Origin of the sequence: Microbacterium sp. str. 'China', assembly GCF_002993305.1 — a bacterium.
Taxonomy (GTDB): Bacteria; Actinomycetota; Actinomycetes; order Actinomycetales; family Microbacteriaceae; genus Microbacterium; species Microbacterium paraoxydans.
Window position 1 is genome coordinate 447,623 of the sequence record NZ_CP027434.1, and the last position, 24,348, is coordinate 471,970.

The following is a 24,348-nucleotide window of genomic DNA, read 5'->3' on the forward strand; positions in this document are numbered from 1 at the left end:
GTCGACGGGGCCTCGTGCGGTCATGCCAGGGGCTCAGGAGTCCGGCTGACTCAGCGCCACGGTCACGCTGCGGGCGGCCTGATCCAGCGCGTTCTCGAGGTCGGTGATCACCGACGACGGGAGGACGCCGCCCTTGGCGACATGGGTGCGCAGGTCGGTGCGGATGCGGGCGCGGAAGGCGTTCACGACGGCGTCCGCGCGGTGCAGCTCCTCGCGGCTGGTCAGCCGTGCATCGTCGCCCGCGGTGCGCGGCCTGTTCTTCGCCGCCGCCCGGTCGTCCTTGGTGGCTGTCGCCAGGTCGGCGCGAAGACTCTTCATCGCCTCCTGCACGCTCTGGCGCACCTCGTTCGCGATGAGGCGGACGGTGTCGGTGATGCCCGCCTCGATGTCGGCGAGGTCGCTCTGGCGCGAGGCCAGCTCGGCGCGTCCGGCCTCGGTGATCGCATAGATCGTCGTGCGTCCGTCGACGGTCTTGGTGACCAGCCCCTCCTCCTCGAGCTTCGCGAGGCGCGGGTAGATGGTGCCGGCGCTCGGCGTGTACGTGCCACCGGTCCGATCCGTGAGGGACTGGATGATGCCGTAGCCGTGCTGCGGGGACTCCGCGAGCAGCGACAGCAGGTACAGGCGCAGATCGCCGTGGGAGAAGACCGCGGGGCTCATGCTTCCCACTCCGGGTCGTTCTCGATGGTCTGCGGAGCGCGGCGGAGGACCGTCACCCCTCCGGACACGGAGTTGGCGCGGAGGTCGACGAAGCGTCCCGCGAGCTCGCCGGTGGTGCCGTTGTAGGTGCTCGGGCCGGACGAGCTGCGCTCGACGCCGTCGATGAGGAGACGGCCGCTGAGCGAACGGATGACGTAGTTCGCCGCGAGGGACTCGTCGAGCCGCACCGTGGTGCCGCCGGAGACCGAGTTCACGGTGATCGTGTTGACGTCGCCCGCCGCGTCCACCAGTGTCGCGCCGGAGACGATGTCGACCGTGGCCTTGCGGATGGCGCCCGTGACGGCCACGTCGCCGGAGACGCTGTTGGCGCTGAGCGAGCCGGTGAGGTTGCGGATCTGCACGTCGCCGGAGACCGAGTTCACGCTGAGGTCGCCGATGAGGGTGTCGACGATGATGTCGCCGGACACGGTGTTGAGACGCGTGTCGTTGCGGATGCCAGACACGAGGGCGCCGGCGCTCACGACGCCGAGGGTCAGGGCGATGCCGCGCGGGACGGCCACGCTCACCTCGGCGCGCGGACCGCCGGAGCCGAAGTTCCGGAACACCTCCAGGAAGTTGTCCCAGCCGAGCTGCGGGTGGTCGATCTCGACCTCGCCGTCGCGGGACTCGATCCGGAGGTCCTTCGTGGTGACGCCGTGCACCTCGATCCTGATGCCGGGTTCGTCGTGGGCGATGACGTCGACCTGTCCGCCGACGAGGCCCACCTTGAGCCGGGTCGCGGAGGCGATGTCGATGACGCGTTCCTCGCCGGGGGCGATGAGCCACTTCTCGGTCATGTCTGCTTCTCCTGTGTCGAGGGATTCACGATATATCGTGTTGCCGTCACGATAACACGATATATCTCGATCTGGACACCCGCCTTCGCTTCGAATCGCCTGATTGGTCCCATTTCGGCCGGGAATCGAGCCAATCAAGCGATTCGAGCGGGGTTGACCTTGACGTAACGGCAACTTCTACGGTGGAGGGGAACGACCGGAAGGGAGCGGGATGGACGAGAAGGACTGGTCGATCCAGGAGATCGCGCGACTGGCGGGGACGACAAGCCGCACGCTGCGGCACTACGACGACATCGGGCTGCTGCCTCCGTCGCGCATCGCGGCCAATGGCTATCGGCACTACGACGCGGCGTCGCTCGTGCGGTTGCAGCGGATCCTCCTGCTGCGGGAGCTCGGGCTCGGGCTGCCGCAGATCGCGGAGGTGCTGGGCCCTTCGACAGGCTCAGGGACCCAGGTCCGCGGCTCAGGGACCCAGGGCGGGGGCTCAGGGACCCAGGGCGGGGGCTCAGGGACCCAGGGCGGGGGCTCAGCGGCGGAGGCGTCGGCGCTCGAGACGCATCTCGCGCTGCTGCGCGAGGAGCAGACCAGGCTGGCGCGGCAGATCGCGTCGGTCGAGTCCACCATCACGGCATTGAGAGGAGGTGAGAACCTCATGGCAGAGAACATGTTCGACGGCTTCGACCACACGCAGTACAAGCAGGAGGTCGAGGACCGCTGGGGGAAGAAGGCCTACGCCGACAGCGACCGCTGGTGGCGCGGGATGAGCGACGCCGAGCGTGCCGAGTGGCAGCAGCGCGTGTCCGACCTCGGACGCGACTGGATCGCCGCGGCGGAGAGCGGTATCGATCCCGCGTCCGCCGAGGCGCAGGAGCTCGCGCGCCGTCACGTGGCCTGGCTCACGGGCATACCGGGCACTCCCGCCGCCGCGCTCCGGCAGGGACCGGACGCGGGTGCCAAGGCCTACGTCATCGGTCTCGGCGAGATGTACGTCGCAGACCCGCGCTTCGGCGCGAACTACGCGACGTCCGCGGGTGGCACGCGCGGCGCGGAGTTCGTCCGCGACGCGCTCCGCATCTACGCGGAAGCCTCCCTCTGATCCGTCGAGCGGCCCCCTTGCGTGCGACCCACCCCGCTGCGGTCGTACTCAAGGGGGTGGCTCGCACGCAAGGGGGTGGATCGGGGGAGGCGGGGAGGGCGTAGGGTCGTGCCATGACGGGGCAAGCGCGACGGGCACGACGGGAGCGCGACGAACGCCCCGCGTCCGGAGCCTTCGCGGCGGCGGCGACGGCCTATGCGGCGAACTGCGCCCTCGGGCTCGCGGTGGCGGCGCAGCTCATCGACACGCGTCGTTTCCGCTGGGTGCACCACGCCCTCTACATCCTGACCTGCGCGACGACCGGACTCGCCGTCGTCGCCGGTCTCGCCACCCGCACGCCGCGCAGCCATCGCGCCGCCCTGGCCCTCCTCCCCGCCGCCGTCCCCCTGGCCGCGATCCCCTACGCAGGGACGCACACCCGGCGGCACCCGCTCGTCGCCCTCACGGCGGCGCCCTTCGTCCTCGCGGGGCTCGTGGTCTCGCGCCTCCCCTCCGACCGGAAGTGACCGCATGGAACTGCTCGACGCCATCCGCCGCCGCAAGACCACGAACGGGGCCTTCCTGCCCGACCCCGTCTCCGAGGAGCACCAGCGCATCCTCCTGGAAGCGGCCGGGCGCGCGCCCTCGCAGCTCAACAGCCAGCCCTGGCGCTTCGTGGTGATCGAGAACAGGGACACGATCGACGAGATCGCGCGCATCTCCGGCGAGAGCATGACGGAGGCCATGTCGAACGGCACGTTCTTCGAGCGGTACAAGCCGTACTTCCGCTTCAGCCAGGAGGAGATGGAGGAGAAGCGCAGCGGCATGCTGTTCGACAAGCTCCCCGCGCCGCTTCGGCCCTTCACATCCCAGGTGTTCACCAAGCGCGGTCAGACGCTCATGAACACGTTCGGCGTGCCGAAGACGCTGGGTTCGGAGAACCGCAAGCTCGTGGCCGGATCGCCGCTACTCCTGGGCGTCATGCTCGACCGCAGCGAGTACCGGCCCGGGCAGCTGTCTTCGTTCTACTCCGTGTTCAGCATGGGGGCGGCCATGGAGAACGTCTGGCTGACCACGGTCGAGCTGGGCATGGGCATCCAGTTCATCTCGTTCCCGATGGAGGTGCCGGGACGCTGGGACGAGATCGTGCGGCTGCTGCGGGTGCCCGACGACCTGGAGCTCATGGCCGTCTACCGGCTGGGCTACCTGCCGCCCGAGCAGCGCCGCCCGGCGATCGACTGGTCGAGCAGCCAGCGCAAGCTCGTGTCGCAGTACGTGTTCCGCGAGGACTGCGACAGCCCGCAGCAGGGATGGGACGCTCCGCCGCCGCGGACCTGAGTCAGGAGCCCCCGACCGTCCGCGGCACCTCAGGGAGATCGTTCAGCGCCGGTCCCTCGATGCGTGTGCCGTCCGCGGCGAACCGCGACGCGTGCAGCGGGCAGTCCCACGTGCACTCGGCGTCGTTCCAGTCGAGGATGCCGCCGAGGTGCGGGCACACCGCGCTGACGGCCCTGGTCACGCCGTCGACCGTGGAGATGGCGACCGGGCGACCGCCGCGATTCGCCACGACGCCTTCGCCCTCCGCGGGCTGCGGAACCGGGACCGGCGTGGTCTCGGCCTCGACCCAGCCTTTCGTGGCGGCGGCGGCCACCTTCGCGCCCTCGACGGCGCCGCGCGCGAGATCGGCGGGGACGGTGAGTCGGGTGCCGAGGCGCAGCATCCAGGACGGGCGCTCGCTGCGCTTCGTCCCGATGATCTCCTCCGTGAGTCGCAGCGCCGCGGCGGGCGCGTTCGACAGCCCCCATTTCGCATATCCGGTGGCCATGCGGATGCGCCCGAGGCCGCGCGGCAGCGCGCCGACGAACGGGATGAGGTTGTGCGACTGGTAGTCCTGCGCAGACCAGCGGTGCGTCTCCTCCGCATCCGGGAAGTGCAGGCGGGTCCAGTCCACCAGGTCGTCGATCGCCGCGGTCTCGCCGTCCGAGCGGCCGACCGGATGCCCGTTGCCGCCGACCACGAGCTGCGCGGTGTCGGCGGGGCCGTCGGCGGCGGACACCGGCCGGATGGACCGCGTCGGGCCGTCGGCCGAGATGAACGAACCCTCCGGCACCCCGCCGGAGACCCGGAACGAGACGCAGTACGACCGCATCCCGGCGACCTTGGAGAAGTACAGGCCCCGGTCGAGGATCGGGGTCCCCGTCGCGAGGACGATGTGCTCGGCGAACATCGGGCCCGCCGTGGTCTCCACCCGGGGCTCCGGGAAGGCGTGCGCGCCGGTCACGCGGACGCCGGTGTGCAGCGTGCCGCCGCCCGCGAGCAACTCCTTCGCGAGCGCGTCGGCGACGGCGACCGGGTCGATCGTCACCTGCGAATCGAGGGCGACCGCGCCCGCGACGGGGAACGGCGTCGACAACTCGCCCGCGGTGAGCAGCCGCGTCGGCAGTCCCGCCTCCCGCGCGGCGGCATGTTGGGCTCTGACCGCCTCGAGCCCGTCCGGACCTTGGGCGTAGGTGTGGTCGGTCCGCTCGGTGTAGCTCAGGCCGGCGGTGTCGGCGAAACCGGTGAGCCACTCCATGCCGGCCCGGTTGGCGTCGACGTACGCCTGGACGAGCGCCGCCGGATGGTGCTTCCGGATGGTGGCGAGCTGCTGCCCCTGGAGGAGCGAGAGCTTGCCCGTGTTGCCGCCCGTCGACAGCTCCGCCACGTCCCCCGCGTCCACGACCACGACGTCGAGTCCGGCGCGGGTCAGGAGCACCGCGGTCGAGAGCCCGGTCAGGCCCGCCCCGACGATCAGCACGTCGTGCTGCGCGCCGGGATCGAAGGGAGTGCCGTGGGGTGCGTCCTGGTCGACCTTCCAGAGGGGCTTCATGCCGACAGTCAACGCCTGTCCCCGCCCCCACCCCAACGCCTTGACATCCGACGGTCGCGCTGTCATACGGCGACTACAGTGGCGAGCGTGAGTCTCCGTCGTGTCCTGCTCGTCGCGCTCGGCGGCACGCTCGGGACGGCGGCGCGGCTGGGCCTCGGACTCCTCGTGGACGATCCCGGCGGTTTCCCCCTCGCGGTGCTGCTGGCCAACGTGCTGGGCGCCCTGCTCATCGGGGTCGTGGCGGCGCGGCTCCCGGCCTCGGCGGAGCTGCGGCTGCTGCTGGGCACCGGCGTCCTCGGCGGCTTCACGACCTACAGCGCCTTCATGACCGGCACGTTGGCCCTGTGGGGGTCGGCACCGCTCCTCGCTGCGGCGTATGCCGTAGGCAGCCTCGTCCTCGGTCTCCTCGCGGCAGCCGTGGGGCTCCGGGTGGGACGCCCGCGCCGGGGAGGGGCCGCGTGAGTCCGCTGCTGTTCCTCGCCGCCGCGCTCGCCGGGGGCGTCGGCGCCGTCCTGCGCTATCTCGTCGATGTCGGAGTCGCCCGGCTCGTCGGCCGTCGGTTCCCGTGGGGGATCCTCGTCGTCAACCTCACCGGCTCCTTCGCGCTGGGGCTCGTGACGACGGCGCTGCCGGAGGCGGCGTTCGTGCTCGGGGCCGGTCTGCTCGGCGGCTACACGACCTTCAGCACCGCGATGCTCGACGCGGTCGCTCTGTGGCGAGACGGCGAACGGGGCGCCGCCGTGTTCGACGCGGTCGGCATGCTCGTGCTCGGTCTCCTCGCCGCGGGACTGGGGCTGGCGCTGGGGGCTGCGCTCTAACCGACGCTTGCGCAGAGCCGTCGGCGCGCGCTACTCTCGCTGCTAATCGTTTAACGCTAAACGGTTAACATCGCGCACCGCCTTCTCGTGCACCCGTCAAAGGAGACCTCGATGCCCCGCACCTCCCGCCGCGCCCTGGGCGCCCTCGCCGCCTCCGCGGCCGCCGTCCTGGCACTCTCCGCCTGCTCCTCCTCCGCCACCGGGGAGTCGGGCGGCGACATCACCCTCAGCTACGCGATCTGGGACGAGAACCAGAAGCCCGCGATGGAGGACATCGCCGCCGCGTACACCGAGGAGCACCCGAACGTCTCGATCGAGATCCAGGTCACGCCGTACAAGGAGTACTTCACCAAGCTCCAGACCGCGGTGACGGGCGGCTCGGCCGCCGACGTGTTCTGGATGAACGGCCCGAACTTCCAGCTCTACGCCTCGAACGGACAGCTCGCCCCGCTCGATGACGTGGACGCCGCCGACTACCCTCAGGGGCTCGTCGACCTCTACACCTACGACGACGCGCTCTACGGTGCCCCCAAGGACTTCGACACCGTCGCGCTCTGGTACAACAAGGCGCTGTTCGACGCCGCGGGGGTGGAGTACCCGAGCGCGGGCTGGACCTGGGACGACTTCCGTTCCGCGGCCGCGAAGCTGACCGACCCCGCGAAGGGCCAGTTCGGCGTCGCCGCCAGCCAGTACGGCCAGGAGAACTTCTACAACTCCATCGCGCAGGCCGGTGGCGAGGTCATCTCCGCGGACGGCACCGAGAGCGGATACGGCTCCCCCGAGGCTCTCGAGGGCATCGAGCTGTGGACCGACCTCATCGCCGACGGCTCCTCGCCCACGGCGCAGCAGATGACGGACACGAACCCGGAGGACTTCTTCCTGTCGGGCAAGGTCGCCATGTTCCAGAACGGCTCCTGGGCCGCCATCGCCTACGCGGACAACGCGGACATCGGCGGCAGCGTCGACGTGGCGCCGCTGCCGGCGGGTCCGGAGGGCAACCAGAGCGTGATCCACGGCGTCGGGAACGTCGCGAACGCCAAGAGCGCGCACGTGGAGGAGGCCAAGGACTTCGCCGCCTTCGCCAGCGGCGAGCAGGCCGCGAAGATCCAGGCCGAGACCGGCACCGTGATCCCCGCGTACAACGGCACGCAGCAGGCGTGGGTCGACGCCCTCCCGCAGTACGACCTGCAGGTCTACATCGACGCGCTCGAGACGGCCGTCCCGTACCCCGTGTCGAAGAACACCTCCGCGTGGACGAGCATCGAGAGCGAGGTGCTGTCCCAGGTGTGGTCCGGAGCGGTCTCCCCGAAGGACGGCCTGCGAGACCTCGCCGCGCAGATGCAGACCGCGCTGGACGCCGAGCAGGAGTGACCGCGTGACCGTCCTCGCGCCTCGCGCGGTCGCCCCCGCCGCCGGGCGGACCCCGGAGGCCCCGCCCTCCGGGGTCCGCCGGCGGCGCCGCACGCCCGGTGCCTCGCCGTGGTGGGCTCTGGTGTTCCTCGGGCCCACCGCCCTGGGCTTGGCCGTGTTCTACCTGTGGCCGACCGTGCGCACGCTCATCATCTCCTTCACGAAGTCGGGGCCGTTCGGCGGTGCGGAGTGGATCGGGTTCGAGAACTACGTGCGGCTGTTCCAGGACCCGGAGCTCCTCGGCGCCCTCCGCAACACCGCGGTCTACACGGTGATCGCGCTGATCGGCATCCCCCTCGCGGTCGGGATCGCCGCGCTGCTGAACACCACGGGTCTGAAGGGCCGCAGCGCCTACCGCACCCTCTACTTCATCCCCGTCGTCACCATGCCCGCGGCGATCGCGCTCGTCTGGCGCATGATCTACAACGGCGACTACGGTGTGCTGAACGCGGCCCTCGGTGCGGTCGGCATCGAGGGGCGGGGCTGGCTGACCGACCCGAACACCGCGCTGATCGCGATCGCCGTCGTCGGCATCTGGGCCGGCCTCGGGACCAACATCGTCATCTTCCTCGCCGGACTCCAGGGCATCCCGGACACGATCATGGAGGCGGCCGACCTCGACGGGGCGGGCCCCGTGCGCAAGTTCTTCTCCATCACGATCCCGCTGCTGTCGCCCTCGATCTTCTTCGTCAGCGTCATCAGCGTGATCGGGGCGCTGCAGGTGTTCGACCTCATCTACATGATGCTCGGCCGCAGCAACCCCGCGATGCCGAACACCCGGACGGTCGTCTACCTGTTCTACGAAGCGGGTTTCCTCGACAACGACCGCGGCTACGCCGCCGCCGTCGCCTTCCTCCTGCTGCTGATCATCCTCGTCCTGACGATCGTGCAGTTCCGGCTGCAGAAGAAGTGGGTGCACTATGAGTGACGTCTCCCTCGACACCCGTGCGGTCGTCGGTGCGGCCCCCGCACGATCGCGGAGGGCGGGCACCCCCCGGAACCGCGGACTGTGGATCGTGCACGTCGTGCTCATCGTCGGCGCCGCGCTCATGGTGTTCCCGTTCGTCTGGCAGCTGCTGACCTCGTTCAAGACGCTGTCCGACTCGGTGCAGGTGCCGCCGTCGTTCCTCCCGCGCGAGTGGGTGTTCACCAACTTCGCCGAGGTCTTCGACTCGATGCCGTTCGGGCAGATGTTCCTGAACTCCGTGCTCCTCACGGTCGGCCGCACGGTCGGGCAGGTCGCCCTGTGCACCATGGCGGGCTACGCGTTCGCGCGCATCGCCTTCCCGGGCCGGAACGCCCTGTTCGTCGTGTTCCTCTCGGTGCTCATGGTGCCCTCGCAGCTCTACCTGCTGCCGCAGTACGAGATCATCCAGACCCTCGGCTGGCTGAACACGCTGCAGGCGCTCATCGTGCCCGGCATCTTCAGCGCCTTCGGGACCTTCCTGATGCGGCAGTTCTTCCTCTCGATGCCGGCCGAGCTGGAGGAGGCGGCGCGCATCGACGGGGCGAATCCGTGGCAGACCTTCTGGCGGATCATGGTTCCGCTCGCGAAGCCTGGCATCATCGCACTTGTGGTGTTCACTGTGCTGTGGTCCTGGAACGATCTGCTGTGGCCGCTGATCGTGACGACCGATCCGGCGAAGATGCCGCTGTCGGTCGGACTCTCGCAGCTCGTCGGCATCCACGGCACCGATTACCCGGTGCTCATGGCGGGTGCCCTGCTGGCGACCCTGCCCATGCTGGTGACGTTCATCATCCTGCAGCGGCAGTTCATCCAGGGCATCGCGTTCAGCGGGACGAAGGGCTGAGACATGGCACAGCGTGAGCACGCCCCGAGCCGCCGACCGACCCTGCGGATGGTGGCCGAACGTGCCGGGGTGTCGACCGCGACCGTCTCGTACGTGTTCTCCGGGCGAGCAGGCGCGAGCGGCGCGGGCGTGGCCGAGGCCACCGCGGCGCGGGTGCTCGCGGCGGCGGACGAGCTGAACTACCGGCCGAACACGGCGGCCAGGGCGATCCGCACGGGTCGCAGCGGCATGGTGCAGCTCTCCCTGCACATGCTGAGCGATCCGTGGTCGCTGGCGGTGGCCGACGCCGTGAACGCCGAGGCGAACCGGCACGGGCTCACGACGCTGATCCTCGCCGACGGCGACTGGCACGCGGCCCTCGACCGCGTCGAGAGCGACGTGGCGTACCTCGACGGCGTCGGCCTGGACGAGGAGGACGCCCGACGGCTGGGCGACCTCGTCAAGCGCGGCCAGCGGCTCGTGGTGTTCTCGGAGCATCTGGAGCCGGACGGCTTCGACGTCATCCGCTCGGACGCGATCCCGGGGTGCGAACTCGCGATGGATCACCTGCTGGAGCGGCACACGGCCATCGGCTGCATCGCCGCGGAGGGTGCCGTCCGCCTCGCGGGAACCCGGGTCACGCGCTACACGCCGTACGTCGAGAAGCTCGCGGCGGCCGGCATCTCCCCGGATCCGGCGTGGACCGTGACCTATGCGGAGACCCAGGCCAGCGCCTTCACCGCCGCGATCGAGCTGCTGTCGCAGGAGAACCGCCCGGACGCCGTGTACGCGACGACCGACTTCGCCGCGATCGCCGCGATCAACGCCGCGCACATGCTCGGGCTCCGCGTCCCGCACGACGTCGCGGTGATCGGCGTCGGCAACACGCCGGACGCGCGGCTCATCGCGCCCACCCTCACCACCGTCGGCCCCACGGACTTCTACGAGCGTCAGGCGCGCATCATCGTCGAGAAGGCGCTCGAGAACGAGCCCTCACCCGGCGCGCTGCACGAGTTCCCCTGGGCTCTCGTGCCCGGAGGGTCGACCGACCTCGACGCCCCGGCCTCCCGCGGCCGCTGAGCCCCCCTCCTTTCTCCCCCTCTGTCACGAAGGACTTCTGTTGGACCTCCACATCGGCATCATCGGCTTCGGCGCGCGCTCCACCCTCCAGGAGGAGGTGCACCGGCCGGGCCACGGTTCCCGCATCACGGCCGTCTGCGACCTCGCCCCGCGCGCTCGCGCGGACGCCAGGGCGCTCGTCCCCGACGCGCTCATCACCGACTCCCTCGACGAGCTGCTCGCATCCGGTGTCGACGCGGTCATGGTGCTGACCCCGGACGACACGCACGCCGCCCTGACCATCCGGGCGCTGGAGGCCGGGGTACCCGTCTTCTGCGAGAAGCCCCTCGCGATCGATCTGGCCGACGCCGACCGCATGCTGGAGACCGCGCGACGCACCGGCACCCGGCTCTACATCGGGCACAACATGCGGCACATGCCCGTGATCACCCTCATGCGCGGGCTCATCCAGGACGGGCGCATCGGGCAGGTGAAGGCCGTGTGGGTGCGGCACTTCGTGGGGCACGGCGGCGACTTCTACTTCAAGGACTGGCACGCCGACCGGAGCCGCACCACCGGACTCCTCCTGCAGAAGGGGGCGCACGATCTCGACATCATCCACTGGCTGGCCGGCGCGTACACCGAGCAGGTGGCGGCGATGGGCGGCCTGAGCGTCTACGGCGACATCACCGACCGGCGGGACCGCACGGGGGAGCGGATGCCCGACTGGTTCAGCATGGACAACTGGCCGCCGACCGCGCTCACGGGACTCCACCCCGTCGTCGACGTCGAGGACATCTCGATGGTGAACCTGAGGCTCGAGGGCGGGATCTTCGCCTCGTACCAGCAGTGCCACTTCACCCCGGACTACTGGCGGAACTACACCGTGATCGGCACCGAGGGGCGCATCGAGAACTTCGGCGACGTGGCCGGCAGCGAGGTGAGGTTGTGGAACCGTCGGCACGCCGGAGCGGCCGACGCGGACGAGGTGTTCATCGTCCCCGAGGTGCCCGACGCCGGACACGACGGTGCCGACGCGCTGCTCGTGGCCGAGTTCCTGCGGTTCGTGCGGCATGGCGGGCTCACAGCGACCTCGCCCGTCGCAGCGCGGGAGGCCGTGGCCGCCGGGATCCTCGCGACCGCGTCCCTCCGCGGCGACGGCTCCGCGATCTCCGTCCCCCCGCTCGACCCCGATCTCGTCGCCTACTTCGAGCGCGGCCAGACCCCCTCCTCCTCTTCCTCCTCCGCCGCCTGACCCCCACCCTCTCGCCCGCCCCCTCCCACCCTCTCGCCCGCCCCCTCCCACCCTCCGGGTGGGAGTGCAATATGCCACCCCCACCGCGCGTTCAACGCCCCTTTCCCGTCCCGCCACCGCCTGACCCACCCGGCACCGGATCCAGCCCCCCGGCAGGGGAGTGCAATATGCCACCCGAACCGCGGCTCCCAGGCACGTTTCTGATCCCGCAGCGCGGCGGGGGTGCTCCGCCTGTGAGAGGGCGAAAGGGGGCGGGGAAGGGAGGTGAGGGGTGCGGAAGTGATCTCGCGGGGCGGGGGAAGGGGGAAGGGGAAAGGGGGAGATGGGGAGATGGGCGGGGGCTCTCAGGGAGTTCACACCGGAGCGAATGTACAAACGTACATGTACGGATGTCCAGGGGGGTGAGTGATGGCGGAGAGCGCGCGTCGGCGGCGGGATCCCGAAGCGCGCCGCCGGGAGATCGTCACCGCGACCGCCGAGTTGATCGTCGAGGTCGGGGCCGACGCCATCACGCACCGCATGGTCGCCGCCCGCGCCGGAGTGCCGCTCGGCGCGACCACCCAGTACTTCGACACCCTCGACGACCTGCGCAGCGCCGCCTTCCGTGCCCTCGCGGACGAGATCGAATGCCGGCTCGACGGAGTGCGGCAGACCCTCGCCGAACGCGGAGCCGGGGCCGACGTCATCGCCGCGCTCGTCCACGACAGCATCCACGACGGACACGCGGTGCAGGCGGATCGCGCCGTCGTCACGGCAGCCGTCCACGATCCGCGGCTGCGCGCGCTCGCGCGCCACCTGTCCGACCGCCTCGTCGACCTCCTGGAGCCGACCTATGGCGCCGACCGGGCCCGAGCGGCGATGATCTTCATCGACGGCGTCATGTGGAGCACGCAGATCCGCGACGTCGATCTCGAACAGTCCTTCCTCGAATCCGCACTGGCGCGGATCCTCGGAGAACCTCTCTCCCTCCCATCCGCAGCGACCGCCACCCCCTGACACCGAGGACCCCGCCTTGTCGAAACTCGCCATCCTCAGCCTGAAGAACCGCGCCCTCATCGCGCTCGTGACGATCGTCGCCGCGGTGTTCGGCGGGCTCGCGTTGACCAACCTCAAGCAGGAACTCATCCCGTCGCTCGAGCTGCCGGCGCTCGTGGTCATGACCACCTACCCCGGCGCCTCGCCCGAGGTGGTCGAGAACGACGTCTCGACGCCGATCGAGTCGGCCATCCAGGGGGTTCCCGACCTGGAGTCGACCACCGCGACGAGCACGACCAATGCGTCCATCGTGCAGGCGATGTTCTCGTACGGCACGAACCTCGCGACCGCGGAGCAGAAGATCCAGCAGGCGATCAACCGCATCTCCTCGCAGCTGCCGGAGGACGTCACGCCGCAGGTGCTCTCGGTCTCGATCGACGACTTCCCGGTGATCCAGGTGGCGGTCACCGGCTTCGACGACGCGGACAACGCCCAGGCCCAGCTCGAGAGCGTCGCGATCCCCGATCTGGAGGACGTCGACGGGGTGAACGCGGCCGAGATCGTCGGCGGCGTCGGACAGCGCATCACCATCACCCCCGACCTCGCGAAGCTCGCCGCCGCCGGACAGAGCAGCGAGGCGATCAGCACGGCACTCCAGCAGAACGGCACCCTGTTCCCCGGCGGCGAGATCACCGAGGACGACGAGACCCTCACGGTGCAGACCGGAGCGAAGATCACCTCGGTCGACGAGATCGCCGCCCTGCCGCTCGTCGGCACCGCGGTCACCATCGGCGACGTCGCGACGGTGGAGCAGGTGTCCGACCCGGTGACCTCGATCTCCCGGGTCGACGGCGAGGACGCCCTGTCGATCTCCATCACGAAGCTCCCCGCCGCCAACACGGTCGAGGTGTCGCAGGGGGTCATCGCGGCCCTCGACGAGATCGGGGAGGCGCTCCCGGACGCCGAGTTCACGGTCGTGTTCGACCAGGCGCCGTTCATCGTGCAGTCCATCGACACCCTCGCCACGGAGGGTCTGCTCGGCCTCGTGATGGCCGTCCTCGTGATCCTCGTGTTCCTCATGTCGGTGCGCTCGACCCTGGTCACCGCGATCTCGATCCCGACCTCGGTCCTCATCACCTTCATCGGACTGCAGGCGTTCGGCTACTCCCTCAACGTGCTGACCCTCGGGGCGCTCACGATCGCGATCGGCCGCGTGGTCGACGACTCCATCGTGGTGATCGAGAACATCAAGCGCCACTACGTGGGCGACGCGGACAAGGGCGATGCGATCCGTCTCGCCGTGCGCGAGGTCGCCGCCGCCATCACCGCCTCGACCATCACGACGGTGGCGGTGTTCCTGCCGATCGTGTTCGTCGGCGACATGGTGGGCGAGCTGTTCCGTCCGTTCGCGATGACGGTCACCATCGCCATGGTCGCGTCGCTCTTCGTGGCGCTGACGATCGTCCCGGTGCTCGCGTACTGGTTCCTCAAGCCCGGCAAGCCGCTCCTCGACGACCAGGGGAATGCGATCGACCCAGAGGACCCGGCCGCCCCGCCGACGAGGCTGCAGCGCGGCTACCGCCCCATCCTCGGCTGGACGCTGAAGCACTCGGGCATCACGGTCGCGCTCGCGGTGGTGGTCCTCGCCGGGACGCTCGCCGCCGCCCCGCTGATGAAGGTGAACTTCCTCAGCGACTCCGGTCAGAACACCATGACCGTGACGCAAGACCTCGGGCCGACGGCGAGCCTGCAGGCGAAGTCCGACGCCGCCGTGCCCGTCGAGGAGGCCCTCCTCGACATCGACGGCATCGAGCACGTGCAGGCCTCCATCGGGTCGAGCGGCTCCGCGCTGCGCGACGCGTTCTCCGGCGGTGCGGGCATCACCTACTCCGTGCTCACCGACGGCGACGCCGACCAGGAGAAGCTGCGCGCCGAGGTGCAGGACGCGATCGACGGTCTCGGCGACGAGGTCGGCGAGGTCACCGTCGCGGCCTCCGCGGGCTTCGGCTCCAGCGACATCGAGATCACCGTGTCGGCCGCGAGCGGTGACGACCTCGCCACCGCCACCTTCGCTGTGGTGAACGAGCTCGACGGCCGCGAGGGCATCGGGCAGGTCACGGACAACCTCGCCGAGGCGCTGCCGTACATCGCCGTGGTCGTGGACCGCGAGGCCGCCGCCCAGGTCGGGCTGTCCGAGGTCGCCGTCGGATCGATCGTGTCGAACACGATGCGTCCGCAGCAGATCGGCTCGGTCGAGATCGACGACACCGCGCTCACCGTGTACCTCGTCAACCCCGAGCCGCCGACGACCGTCGCCGCCCTTCAGCAGCTCGCGATCCCCACCGCGGCGGGCATCGTGCCGCTGCAGGACATCGCGACCGTCGAGCAGCGCAACGGTCCCACCTCGATCACCACCGAGCAGGGACGGCGCACCGCGACCGTCACCGTGCCGCCCGCATCGGACAACCTCGCGGTCGCCACCCAGTCGGTCACCGAGGCGCTCGCCGCGGCGGACCTGCCGGACGGCGCCTCGGCCGAGGTCGGCGGCGTCGCCTCGCAGCAGGCCGATTCGTTCGCGCAGCTCGGCCTGGCCATGCTCGCCGCGATCCTCATCGTGTACGTGGTGATGGTGGCGACGTTCAAGTCGCTGCGTCAGCCGCTGCTGCTGCTGATCTCGGTGCCGTTCGCGGCGACCGGCGCCATCCTGCTGCAGATCATCACGGGCGTGCCGCTCGGCGTGGCCTCGCTGATCGGCGTGCTGATGCTCATCGGCATCGTGGTGACGAACGCGATCGTGCTCGTCGACCTCGTCAACCAGTACCGGGAGAAGGGGCTGTCGACCGCGGAGGCGGTGATGGCGGGAGGGGAGAAGCGTCTGCGTCCGATCCTCATGACCGCGCTCGCCACGATCCTCGCCCTCACCCCGATGGCGCTCGGGATCACCGGGCACGGCGGCTTCATCTCGCAGCCGCTGGCGATCGTGGTGATCGGCGGGCTCGTCTCCTCCACCGTGCTGACGCTCATCGTGCTGCCGACCCTGTACAACCTCGTCGAGGGGGCGCGGGAGCGCCGCCGGGCGCGGAAGGACGACCCGCAGGCGGACGCGGGACCCGTCCCGGTGCACGCGGACGGCACTCCGGTCAGCCGGCGCGAGCTGCGCGAGAACCACGGCGAGTAGCCGCGCGTTCACAACTCAGGAGAAAGGCCCCGGTCCCGTCCGTAGGACGAGGATCGGGGCCTTTCGGCGTCGGTTCTCCGGAGTTGTGAACCGCGGTCAGGCGAAGGTGAGGCCCCACTCCAGGGTCCAGGTCTCGCCGGGAGCGAGACGGCGCAGGCCCCGGCCGCTGTTGAACGCGTCGGCCGGCGCGGTCATCGGCTCGATCGCGACCGCGAGCGGGGTATCGGGGTAGTTCGTGGCCGTGTACACCTGCACGAAGTCGAAGCCCTCGCCCTGCCAGAGGGTGATCGCGCGGCCGTCGGGAGCGGTCAGCGTGTGCCGCACCCGGCCGTCGGCGTCGCGTTCGAGGTCCGTGAACCCCGTGTCCAGGCTGACGTCACCGACGCGGACGCCCTCTCGCAGGGCGGACTCGGCCGGACGGGTGCCGACCGGCAGCATCCGCTCGTCCGTCTCGAAGGCGGTGCGGGCGGGGACGCGGAGGACGAGGTCGTGCGGATCGACGTCGCCGATCGTCGGGAACGGGTGCGTGCCGAGCGCGACCGGCGCCGCGGAGTCGGACCAGTTCGTGAGCGTGTGCGTCACGTCGATCCCGTCCGCGGTCAGGACGTACGCGACGGACGTCTCGATCAGGTACGGGTACCCGGTCTGCGGGAAGACGGTCGCGCGCAGGGTCGCGGCGCCCTCGGTCTGCTCGACCGTATAGGCGGTGAAGCGCAGCAGGCCGTGACTGGCGTTGTTCGTCTTGGGCTCGGTGACGGCGAGCTGACGGACTGTGCCCTCGTCGTCCCAGCGGCCGTCGCGCACCCGATTGGGCCACGGCGTCAGCACCACTCCGGAGCAGGAGGGGGTCGGGATGTCGAGCGGGTAGGGCGACACGAGATCGACCTCGCCGATCCGGAGGGCACGCAGCGAGGCGCCGACCTGGGCGATCTGCGCGGTCACGTCGCCGAGGCGGAGGTGCACCTGGGTGCCGGTGGGAGAGACGGAGTTCACCTCGACATCGTAGTGCCGCAGGCCGCCGGAGTGCGGGGGTCTCCCAGGGATGCCGGGTAGACTGAGACGGTCGGCTTCGGACACCCGCGCAGGGCGCGGACGTTTTTCAGTGTGTGAAGTGTGAGTCCAGGGGCCGATGGTGCGCGTCGATCGACGCGAATCAACCATCACAGGAATGGCCCCGGCCGCAGATCGTCCGGACTCCGCTGGATCGGAGTGCTCGCGCGTGCGCGCAGCGCTGTTCTCGTGCGAGAACGCAAGAAGGACACCCGAATGCCCAAGAACAAGAAGCCCCGCGGCGGTCGCGCCGCTGCGAACTTCGAGCCGCGCTACGGCGCCAAGAAGACCTCATTCCACGACCGTCACCGTCCGGCCGGCGGTCGGGACACGGCTCGCGACGAGCGTCCCGCGCGCGACGACCGCGAGGGTCGCGCGGCCGGCGGGTACGACCGTCGCCCCGGCAGCCGCAGCCCCGGGCACCGCGGCTACCGCCCGGAGGAGACCGAGTCCGGTGCTCCGAAGCGCCGCTGGAGCTCCCAGGAGCGCGCCGGTCGCGACGAGGCCCGCAGCATCCGCACCCGTGCGGAGTCCGGGCGTCGCGAGGCCCCGCACCGCCGCGACGACCGCGCCGGTGGCGGCCGGTTCGACGACCGCGCCGAGCGTCCGCGGTACAACGATCGGTCCGGCGCTGGACGGTTCGACGACCGTCCGCGGCGCGACGACCGCGGCGGCTCGCAGCGACAGGGGTTCCGCGACAACGACCACCGCGACGGCGGACGTCCGCGCTTCGACGACCGTCGGACGGAGCGCCCGCGCTTCGACCGCGACGACCGCCCGCGCTTCGATGACCGCCGGACCGAGCGTCCCCGCTTCGACCGCGACGAGCGTCCTCGCCGCGACGATCGCGACCGTGCGGGGGACCGGGGAGGCGAGCGTTCGTACGACGCCGCCCGTGCGCGCCGCGCGTTCGACCGCGACCGCACGCAGCGCTCCTTCGAGGGCGGACGCGAGCGGCCGTCGACCGGAGGGGCCTACCGCACCGAGCGGCCCCGTCGGGACGAGCGCCCTCGTCGCGACGAGCGTCCGCCCCGGAGCGACTGGAACGCGAAGCCGAAGGCGGCGTTCGAGCAGGCCGACGACGTCGTCCACGAGCGCCTCGAGGCACAGGCCGTGCAGGCCGTCGAGGTCGAGGGCGTCACGTTCGCCGACCTCGGCCTGGGCTCCAACATCACCGAGACCCTGAACAACATGGGCGCCGCGACGCCGTTCCCGATCCAGGCGGCGAGCATCCCCGCCGTCCTCGAGGGGCGCGACGTGCTCGCCCGCGGACGCACCGGCTCCGGCAAGACCATCGCCTTCGGGGCACCGCTCGTCGAGCGGGTGCTGCAGTCGCAGGCGGGCAAGCGCCGCGAGTTCGGACGGGCGCCGCGCGCGATCATCCTCGCCCCCACGCGCGAGCTCGCGCTGCAGATCGACCGGACCATCCAGCCGATCGCCCGCAGCGTCGGCCTCTTCACGACGCAGATCTACGGCGGGGTGCCCCAGGGCCGCCAGGTGGGCGCGCTGAAGAAGGGCGTCGACATCGTCATCGGCACTCCGGGCCGTATCGAGGACCTGATGAACCAGGGCAAGCTCGACCTGTCGGACTGCCGGATCGCGGTGCTCGACGAGGCCGACCACATGTGCGAGCTCGGATTCGTCGAGCCCGTGCAGCGCATCCTCCGCCGCACGGCCGAGGGCAGCCAGAAGCTCCTGTTCTCCGCGACCCTCGACCGCGAGGTCGCGGCGCTGGTGGACGAGTTCCTCGTCGACCCCGCCGTGTTCGAGGTCGCGGGCGAAGACCAGGGCTCCAGCACCATCGAGCACCGGGTCCTCGTCATCGAGCACCGCGACAAGGCGGACATCCTCACGTCGCTCGTCGACCGCGAGGGCAAGACGCTGGTCTTCGCCCGTACTCGCGCCTACGCCGAGATGCTGGCCGACCAGTTCGACGACGCGGGGATCCCGGCCGTCTCGCTGCACGGCGATCTCAACCAGGCCAAGCGCACGCGGAACCTGGAGAAGCTGACCTCGGGTCGGGTGAACGTCCTCGTCGCCACCGATGTGGCCGCGCGGGGTATCCACGTGGACGACATCGACCTCGTGGTCCAGGCCGACGCGCCGGACGAGTACAAGACGTACCTGCACCGCTCCGGTCGCACGGGTCGCGCGGGGCGCTCGGGCCGGGTCGTCACGCTCATCACGCGACAGCGCCAGCGCCGGATGACCGAGCTGCTCGGTCGCGCCGAGATCGAGGCCCCGTTCGAGCAGGCCCGCCTGGACGACGACGTGATCGAGGAGATCGCCGGGCGCGTGCCGTCCGCCGCCGAGCTCACTTCCTGACGCATTCGGGATCAGAAAGGCCCCGGAGACTTCGGTCTCCGGGGCCTTTTCGCACTCTGCACCGGGGTCAGGGGAGGGTGTGCTCGTGGAGGGATGTCGTGAGGGCGGTGCCGTTGAGGTCGAGGTAGAGGACGCCCTCGGTGACCGTGAGGGTCAGGGTGTTGCGGCGGGCGAGGTGAGGCGTGGCGGTGTCGACGAACCCGGGATCGAAGCTGTAGACCCGGATGTCCTCGGCCCGGTGGATGCGCTTGTCGGCCCACGGCGCCATGACCTTGGCCGGATCGCGGTGCGTGTAGACCACCGTCCGGTCCGCGAGGCGGGAGGCATGGTGCAACCGTGCGGCATCGGGAGCGCCCACCTCGATCCAGACGGTCACCCGGCCCGTGAGGTCGCGCACGAGCACGGCGGGCTCCTCGGTGTCGGAGACGCTGCCGCCGAACGCGATGCCCTCCGCGAACTCGAGTCCGTACGCGAGCACCCGGGTGAGCATGTACGCGTCGGTCTCGGATGGGTGCCGGGCGGCGCGGAGCGAGACGTCCTCGTAGACCCCGCGATCGGTGTCGGCCAGCTGCATCTCGAACGTGTGGACTGTCGAACCGATCGCCATGATCCTCGAGCCTACGCGGAGCTGCGCCCCCTCCTCGACCGGCTCAGAACAGCATCGGCTGGGGAGGGGCTGCGGCGGCGCGGCCGCTCGGGGTGAACAGGACCGGCCCGGCCGCCGGCGTCTCCGTCTGCACGTGGCCTTGGCCCGGGCGGAACCCGCGCCGCGGATAGTCGTCTTCGTGCCGCCCATCGAGTCCGTGCATCCGGATGAGGGGACGAGCGCGCTTGGCGAGCCACTGCCGGTACGGCTTCGGCGCCTCGACGGACGCTCCGGGATAGAGCCCCCGGTAGGACGACACGAGGTCGGGGCGGTTCTCGCCGAGCCACTGGAAGAACCACGGTTTGACGCCCGGACGCAGGTGCAGGGCCCCGTAGATCACGCTCCGCGCTCCGGCGGCCTTGATGCGGCGCAGGGCGTCGTCGATCGCGGCGAGGGAATCGGTGAGGTGCGGCAGGATCGGCATGAGGAAGACGGTGACCGGGAATCCGGCGTCGGCGAGGGCGCGTACCGTGTCGAGGCGGGCCTGCGTGGTCGGAGCGCCGGGCTCGATCGCCTTCTGCAGCGCGTCGTCGTACATCGCGATCGACATCTGCACGTCGACCGGCACGCGCTGTGCCGCCTTCTTCAGCAGCGGGATGTCGCGGCGGATCAGCGTGCCCTTCGTGAGGATCGACATCGGAGTGCCCGACGCCGCGAGCGCCTCGATGATGCCGGGCATGAGGGCGTAGCGCCCTTCGGCCCGCTGGTACGGGTCGGTGTTCGTGCCGAGAGCGACCGTCTCGTGCTGCCAGCTCCCGCGGCGCAGCTCCCGTTCGAGCACCTCCACGACGTTGACCTTGACGACGATCTGGGTGTCGAAGTCGGCGCCGCCGTCGAGGTCGAGGTACTCGTGCGTGCCCCGTGCGAAGCAGTAGGTGCAGGCGTGGGAGCAGCCGCGGTAGGGGTTGATCGTCCAGGCGAAGGGCATGCGCGACGCCCCGGGGACGTGGTTGAGGGCGGACTTCGACAGAACTTCGTGGAACGTCATCCCGGCGAACTCGGGCGTCGTCACCGTGCGGAGGACGCTGGACCGGTTCTCGAGACCGGGCAGCGCCGCCTCGTCGCTGTCCGCGAGCTTCTGTCCCTGCCACCGCATCGTCCTAGTCGAACAAAGAATCGAATCGAAGTCAAGCGAGTGTGGCATGAATGTTCGAATGGAAGAATGGACCCATGCCCTCCTCGCCGTACGCTCAGCATGCGGCGCCGCGCTCCCCGATCCTCGGACCCGCCCTCCCGGTCGGGCTGGCGGTGACCGCGCTCGGCGTGGTGCTCTCCCTCACCGGGGCGGCCGCGACCCCCGTGGCGTCAGAGCCCCTCCCGCGCCCCGTCGCGGTGATGCAGGTGCCGTCGGTGCAGAGCGCGGCGACGCCGGCGGCGGACCCTTGCGCCGACCCCGGGGTGCAGGAGGCGATCGCGGCGGGGGACGACGCCGCCGCCATCGCGGGGTTCGGCGGCGGAGCGCGCTTCCGTGAGGCGGTGGTCGCCGGGAACGCGCCCTGCGTCTCGCTCAGCGATCCCGCCCGGATCTGGGTGGTGGTCAACAAGGGGCGTCCGCTCGACCCCGCCGCCTACGAGCCCGAGGGGCTGGGCCAGGTGCCGCTGCAGATGACGACGCCGTCGGGCCGCGTGCGCGCGGAGGTCGCCGACGCGGCCGGGCGCATGGCGGAGGCCGCCGAGGCCGCGGGCGTCGGCCGCCTCGGCGCGAACAACGGCTACCGGTCCTATGGGCTGCAGGTCGCGACCTACGGCGCGCACGTGCGGGACCAGGGGCAGGCCGACGCGGACGCCGGCTCGGCGCGGCCGGGTCACAGCGAGCATCAGACCGGTCTCGCCCTCGACGTCGTGGCCTGCGATGCCGGGTGCGGCGGTCTCGACGGCTTCGGGGCGACGCGGCAGAGCGAATGGGTGGCCGCGCACGCCTGGGAGTACGGGTTCATCGTGCGCTACGAGCAGGTCGGCACCCCCGTCACCGGATACGCGCCGGAGCCCTGGCACCTGCGCTACGTCGGCACGGAGCTCGCGGCGGCGTATCACGAGGGCGGCTTCCACACCCTCGAGGAGTTCTTCGGCCTGCCCGCCGCTCCCGACTACGAGCACTGAGCGGACGGGTCCGCGGTGGCGCTCGGCGTGCTCTGAGGCTTTCCACAAAGGCGGTACCCAGTCCCACTCGGGATGGGATGCATTCTCACAATCGCCTGTCCTGCCCCGTGTTCCCGCCGTAGACTCGCCGGAGCAACGACGCACGACACGTTCGGGAGGACGGCATGGAACGCGACATCTACGAAGAGGATCACGAGGCATTCCGCGACCTCGTCAAGGATTTCGTCAAGCGCCACGTCACGCACGAGGCGATCGAGAAGTGGGACGCCGCCGGCGAGGTGGACCGCGCCACGATGCGCGCCGCCGGTGAGGCGGGCATCATCGGGCTCTCCGTGCCCGAGGAGTTCGGCGGCGCCGGGATGCTGCAGGACTACCGCTTCCGCGCGATCGTGAACGAAGAGGTCATCGCGGCCGGAGCCGGCTCGCTCGCCGGGGCCTTCGGCATCCAGGACGACCTGGCCGTGCCGTACCTCGTGCACATGGGCACGCAGGAGCAGAAGGAGAAGTGGTTGCCCCGCATGGCCACCGGCGAGGTCGTCGGCGCGCTCGCCATGACCGAGCCCGGGGCCGGCTCCGACCTCCGCGGCATCAAGACCACGGCGAAGAAGGTCGACGGCGGCTACCTCGTCAACGGCGCCAAGACGTTCATCTCGTCCGGTGCGACCGCCGACCTCGTCGTGACCTTCGTCAAGACGGGCGAGGGCAACCGGCCCGACGCGTTCAGCCTCGTCCTCATCGAGAAGGGCATGGAGGGGTTCGACAACGGCAAGAAGCTCTCGAAGATGGGCTTCCACGGTCACGACACCGCCGAGCTGTCGTTCAGCGACGTGTTCGTTCCCGAGGAGAACCTCATCGGCGGCGTCGAGGGTAAGGGCTTCATCCAGCTCATGATGAACCTCCCGCTCGAGCGCCTCTCGATCGGCGTGGCCGGAGCCGCCGCCGCGCAGGCCGCGTTCGACTGGACCGTCGCGTACACCAAGGACCGCGAGGCCTTCGGGGAGCGCATCATCGACTTCCAGAACAGCCGCTTCACCATCGCCGACATGTCCGCCACGGTCGACGCGCTGTGGGCCTTCATCGACCGCGCGCTCCTGGCGTACAAGGACGGCAGGCTCTCGGCCGAAGAGGCCGCGAAGGTCAAGTTCTGGGCCACCGAGCGTGAGTGGGAGGTGCTCGACGCCGGGGTCCAGCTCCACGGCGGCTACGGCTACATCACGGAGTACCCGATCGCCCGCGCCTTCCTCGACGCCCGTGTGCACCGCATCTACGGCGGCACGAACGAGATCATGCGCGAGATCGTCGGGCGTCAGATCGCCGGCAAGCGCTGAGGTCTCCAGGCACAGCTTCGGAGATCCCCGACGACACGCCGGGGCGGCCTCGTCCGCCCCGGCGTGTCGTGCTGTGGCTCCGAAGTCGTGCCCGGGCTCAGGCGAGAGGCTCGGCGGCGGCCTCGCGGGCGGCCTTCGAGGCGGGGGAGGCGGCGCCGATCTTCCAGTAGCCGCAGAAGCTGACGGCATTCTTGTCGACGCCGCGCTCGCCGACGAGCTGCTTGCGGACGCCGGAGGCCAGGGACTGCTCGCCGGCCGCGTACGCGTGGAACGGAGCATCGGGCAGAGCGGTGCGAGCGAGGGCGTCCAGGGCGAGAACCCCGGGTGGGATCTCCTGAGGCCGCACGATCCACGCCACATCGAGTCCCGACGGATGCGGGAACTCCAGGGCATCCTCCACGGACGGGACCTCGATGATCGCCGTGCCCGCGGCGTCGGCCGGCAGGGAGGCGCTGATCGACGCGATCGCGGGGAGGGCGGTCTCGTCGCCCACGAGCACCACCCGGTCGGTGCCCCGCTCGGGGTTGAACGTCAGGCCCTCGTCGATGATGAGGACATGTTCGCCGGGGGCGCAGGTCTCCGCCCATCGGGAGGCCGGACCGGCGGTGCCGTCGGCCGCCGAGCCGTGCAGCACGAAGTCGACGTCGAGCTCGGCGCCGGTCTCGGGCGTGGCCGGGCGGTACGCGCGCACGGTGTAGTTGCGCATCACGGGGCGCTCGCCGTCGGGGATGCGGAGGAACTTCAGATAGCCGAACATCCGGTTGGCCTTGGCGGGCACCCGCTCGAGCCCCGCCTCGCCGCCGATCGGCAGGAACAGCCGGAACCACTGGTCGTACCCCATCGGGCGGAAGCGGTCGATCTCGCCGCCGCCCAGGGTCACCCGCACCCAGTGCGGCGCGAGCCGTTCCGTGCGGAGGACCGTGAGGTGCAGGAGCTCGGCCGTCTCCGGCTTGACCATCTTGCTGAATGCCATG

22 protein-coding genes are annotated in these 24,348 nt (G+C 70.7%); 15 read left to right on the top strand and 7 right to left on the bottom strand.

Features of this window, described 5'->3' with window-relative positions; genetic code table 11:
- Positions 1-33: 33 nt before the first annotated feature.
- Complete coding sequence (locus C6C15_RS02090; RefSeq protein ID WP_105949167.1) at positions 34-660, bottom strand: PadR family transcriptional regulator; 627 nt, start codon at positions 658-660, stop codon at positions 34-36.
- A complete protein-coding gene (locus tag C6C15_RS02095; protein ID WP_105949168.1) occupies positions 657-1,496 on the bottom strand; it encodes a DUF4097 family beta strand repeat-containing protein in 840 nt (279 codons plus the stop codon). The genes C6C15_RS02090 and C6C15_RS02095 overlap by 4 nt, the downstream gene beginning before the upstream one ends.
- 211 nt (positions 1,497-1,707) lie before the next feature.
- On the opposite strand from C6C15_RS02095, the gene C6C15_RS02100 reads away from it, so the two are divergent.
- From C6C15_RS02100 to C6C15_RS02110, 3 genes are all read left to right on the top strand, one after another.
- The gene (locus C6C15_RS02100) at positions 1,708-2,592 is read left to right on the top strand and encodes a MerR family transcriptional regulator (protein WP_060922302.1); all 885 of its coding nucleotides are present in this window, start codon (positions 1,708-1,710) and stop codon (positions 2,590-2,592) included.
- Positions 2,593-2,705: 113 nt separating this feature from the next.
- Complete coding sequence (locus tag C6C15_RS02105; RefSeq protein ID WP_105949169.1) at positions 2,706-3,098, top strand: hypothetical protein; 393 nt, start codon at positions 2,706-2,708, stop codon at positions 3,096-3,098.
- 4 nt (positions 3,099-3,102) lie between these two features.
- Positions 3,103-3,909, top strand: coding sequence for a nitroreductase family protein (locus C6C15_RS02110; RefSeq protein ID WP_105949170.1), 807 nt, complete (start codon positions 3,103-3,105; stop codon positions 3,907-3,909).
- A gap of 1 nt (position 3,910) precedes the next feature.
- On the opposite strand, the gene C6C15_RS02115 is transcribed toward C6C15_RS02110, so the two are convergent.
- A complete protein-coding gene (locus C6C15_RS02115; protein ID WP_105949171.1) occupies positions 3,911-5,440 on the bottom strand; it encodes an FAD-dependent oxidoreductase in 1,530 nt (509 codons plus the stop codon).
- Between the two features lie 87 nt (positions 5,441-5,527).
- Here C6C15_RS02115 and C6C15_RS02120 point away from each other — a divergent pair, with 87 nt between their 5' ends.
- From C6C15_RS02120 to C6C15_RS02160, 9 genes are all read left to right on the top strand, one after another.
- Positions 5,528-5,902 (top strand): fluoride efflux transporter FluC, encoded by a 375-nt coding sequence (locus C6C15_RS02120; RefSeq protein ID WP_234024204.1) that lies wholly within the window; start codon positions 5,528-5,530, stop codon positions 5,900-5,902.
- Positions 5,899-6,258, top strand: coding sequence for a fluoride efflux transporter FluC (locus C6C15_RS02125; RefSeq protein WP_060922306.1), 360 nt, complete (start codon positions 5,899-5,901; stop codon positions 6,256-6,258). The genes C6C15_RS02120 and C6C15_RS02125 overlap by 4 nt, the downstream gene beginning before the upstream one ends.
- 111 nt (positions 6,259-6,369) lie before the next feature.
- Positions 6,370-7,629 carry an ABC transporter substrate-binding protein gene (locus C6C15_RS02130; RefSeq protein ID WP_105949173.1) on the top strand — a complete coding sequence of 420 codons (1,260 nt, stop codon included), beginning with the start codon at positions 6,370-6,372 and terminating at the stop codon, positions 7,627-7,629.
- A 4-nt stretch (positions 7,630-7,633) separates the two neighbouring features.
- A complete protein-coding gene (locus C6C15_RS02135; RefSeq protein WP_105949174.1) occupies positions 7,634-8,596 on the top strand; it encodes a carbohydrate ABC transporter permease in 963 nt (320 codons plus the stop codon).
- Positions 8,589-9,479: a carbohydrate ABC transporter permease gene (locus C6C15_RS02140; RefSeq protein WP_199787683.1), complete on the top strand. Its 891-nt coding sequence runs from the start codon at positions 8,589-8,591 to the stop codon at positions 9,477-9,479. Before C6C15_RS02135 ends, C6C15_RS02140 begins: the two co-directional genes overlap by 8 nt.
- Before the next feature lie 3 nt (positions 9,480-9,482).
- Positions 9,483-10,538 (top strand): LacI family DNA-binding transcriptional regulator, encoded by a 1,056-nt coding sequence (locus tag C6C15_RS02145; protein ID WP_105949175.1) that lies wholly within the window; start codon positions 9,483-9,485, stop codon positions 10,536-10,538.
- A 40-nt stretch (positions 10,539-10,578) separates the two neighbouring features.
- Positions 10,579-11,772, top strand: a complete 1,194-nt coding sequence (locus tag C6C15_RS02150) for a Gfo/Idh/MocA family protein (protein WP_199787684.1) — start codon at positions 10,579-10,581, stop codon at positions 11,770-11,772.
- Positions 11,773-12,180: 408 nt separating this feature from the next.
- Positions 12,181-12,768: a TetR/AcrR family transcriptional regulator gene (locus tag C6C15_RS02155; protein WP_060922311.1), complete on the top strand. Its 588-nt coding sequence runs from the start codon at positions 12,181-12,183 to the stop codon at positions 12,766-12,768.
- 16 nt (positions 12,769-12,784) lie between these two features.
- Entirely contained in the window at positions 12,785-15,925 is a 3,141-nt protein-coding gene (locus tag C6C15_RS02160; protein WP_105949177.1) for an efflux RND transporter permease subunit, read from the top strand.
- 96 nt (positions 15,926-16,021) lie between these two features.
- Here the strand turns inward: C6C15_RS02160 and C6C15_RS02165 are convergent, their stop codons facing one another.
- Positions 16,022-16,918 (bottom strand): aldose 1-epimerase family protein, encoded by an 897-nt coding sequence (locus C6C15_RS02165; RefSeq protein ID WP_105949178.1) that lies wholly within the window; start codon positions 16,916-16,918, stop codon positions 16,022-16,024.
- A gap of 273 nt (positions 16,919-17,191) precedes the next feature.
- Here C6C15_RS02165 and C6C15_RS02170 point away from each other — a divergent pair, with 273 nt between their 5' ends.
- Entirely contained in the window at positions 17,192-19,300 is a 2,109-nt protein-coding gene (locus C6C15_RS02170) for a DEAD/DEAH box helicase (protein WP_105949179.1), read from the top strand.
- A 67-nt stretch (positions 19,301-19,367) separates the two neighbouring features.
- Here the strand turns inward: C6C15_RS02170 and C6C15_RS02175 are convergent, their stop codons facing one another.
- Together C6C15_RS02175 and C6C15_RS02180 are read right to left on the bottom strand one after the other, a co-directional pair.
- Positions 19,368-19,907, bottom strand: a complete 540-nt coding sequence (locus tag C6C15_RS02175) for a YaeQ family protein (protein WP_060923581.1) — start codon at positions 19,905-19,907, stop codon at positions 19,368-19,370.
- Between the two features lie 43 nt (positions 19,908-19,950).
- Positions 19,951-21,042 carry an Rv2578c family radical SAM protein gene (locus tag C6C15_RS02180; protein WP_105949180.1) on the bottom strand — a complete coding sequence of 364 codons (1,092 nt, stop codon included), beginning with the start codon at positions 21,040-21,042 and terminating at the stop codon, positions 19,951-19,953.
- Positions 21,043-21,116: 74 nt separating this feature from the next.
- Here C6C15_RS02180 and C6C15_RS02185 point away from each other — a divergent pair, with 74 nt between their 5' ends.
- The gene (locus C6C15_RS02185; RefSeq protein WP_105949181.1) at positions 21,117-22,046 is read left to right on the top strand and encodes a M15 family metallopeptidase; all 930 of its coding nucleotides are present in this window, start codon (positions 21,117-21,119) and stop codon (positions 22,044-22,046) included.
- A gap of 164 nt (positions 22,047-22,210) precedes the next feature.
- The gene (locus tag C6C15_RS02190; protein WP_060923068.1) at positions 22,211-23,374 is read left to right on the top strand and encodes an acyl-CoA dehydrogenase family protein; all 1,164 of its coding nucleotides are present in this window, start codon (positions 22,211-22,213) and stop codon (positions 23,372-23,374) included.
- A 97-nt stretch (positions 23,375-23,471) separates the two neighbouring features.
- On the opposite strand, the gene C6C15_RS02195 is transcribed toward C6C15_RS02190, so the two are convergent.
- Positions 23,472-24,347 (bottom strand): siderophore-interacting protein, encoded by an 876-nt coding sequence (locus C6C15_RS02195; protein WP_105949182.1) that lies wholly within the window; start codon positions 24,345-24,347, stop codon positions 23,472-23,474.
- Position 24,348: the final 1 nt, after the last annotated feature.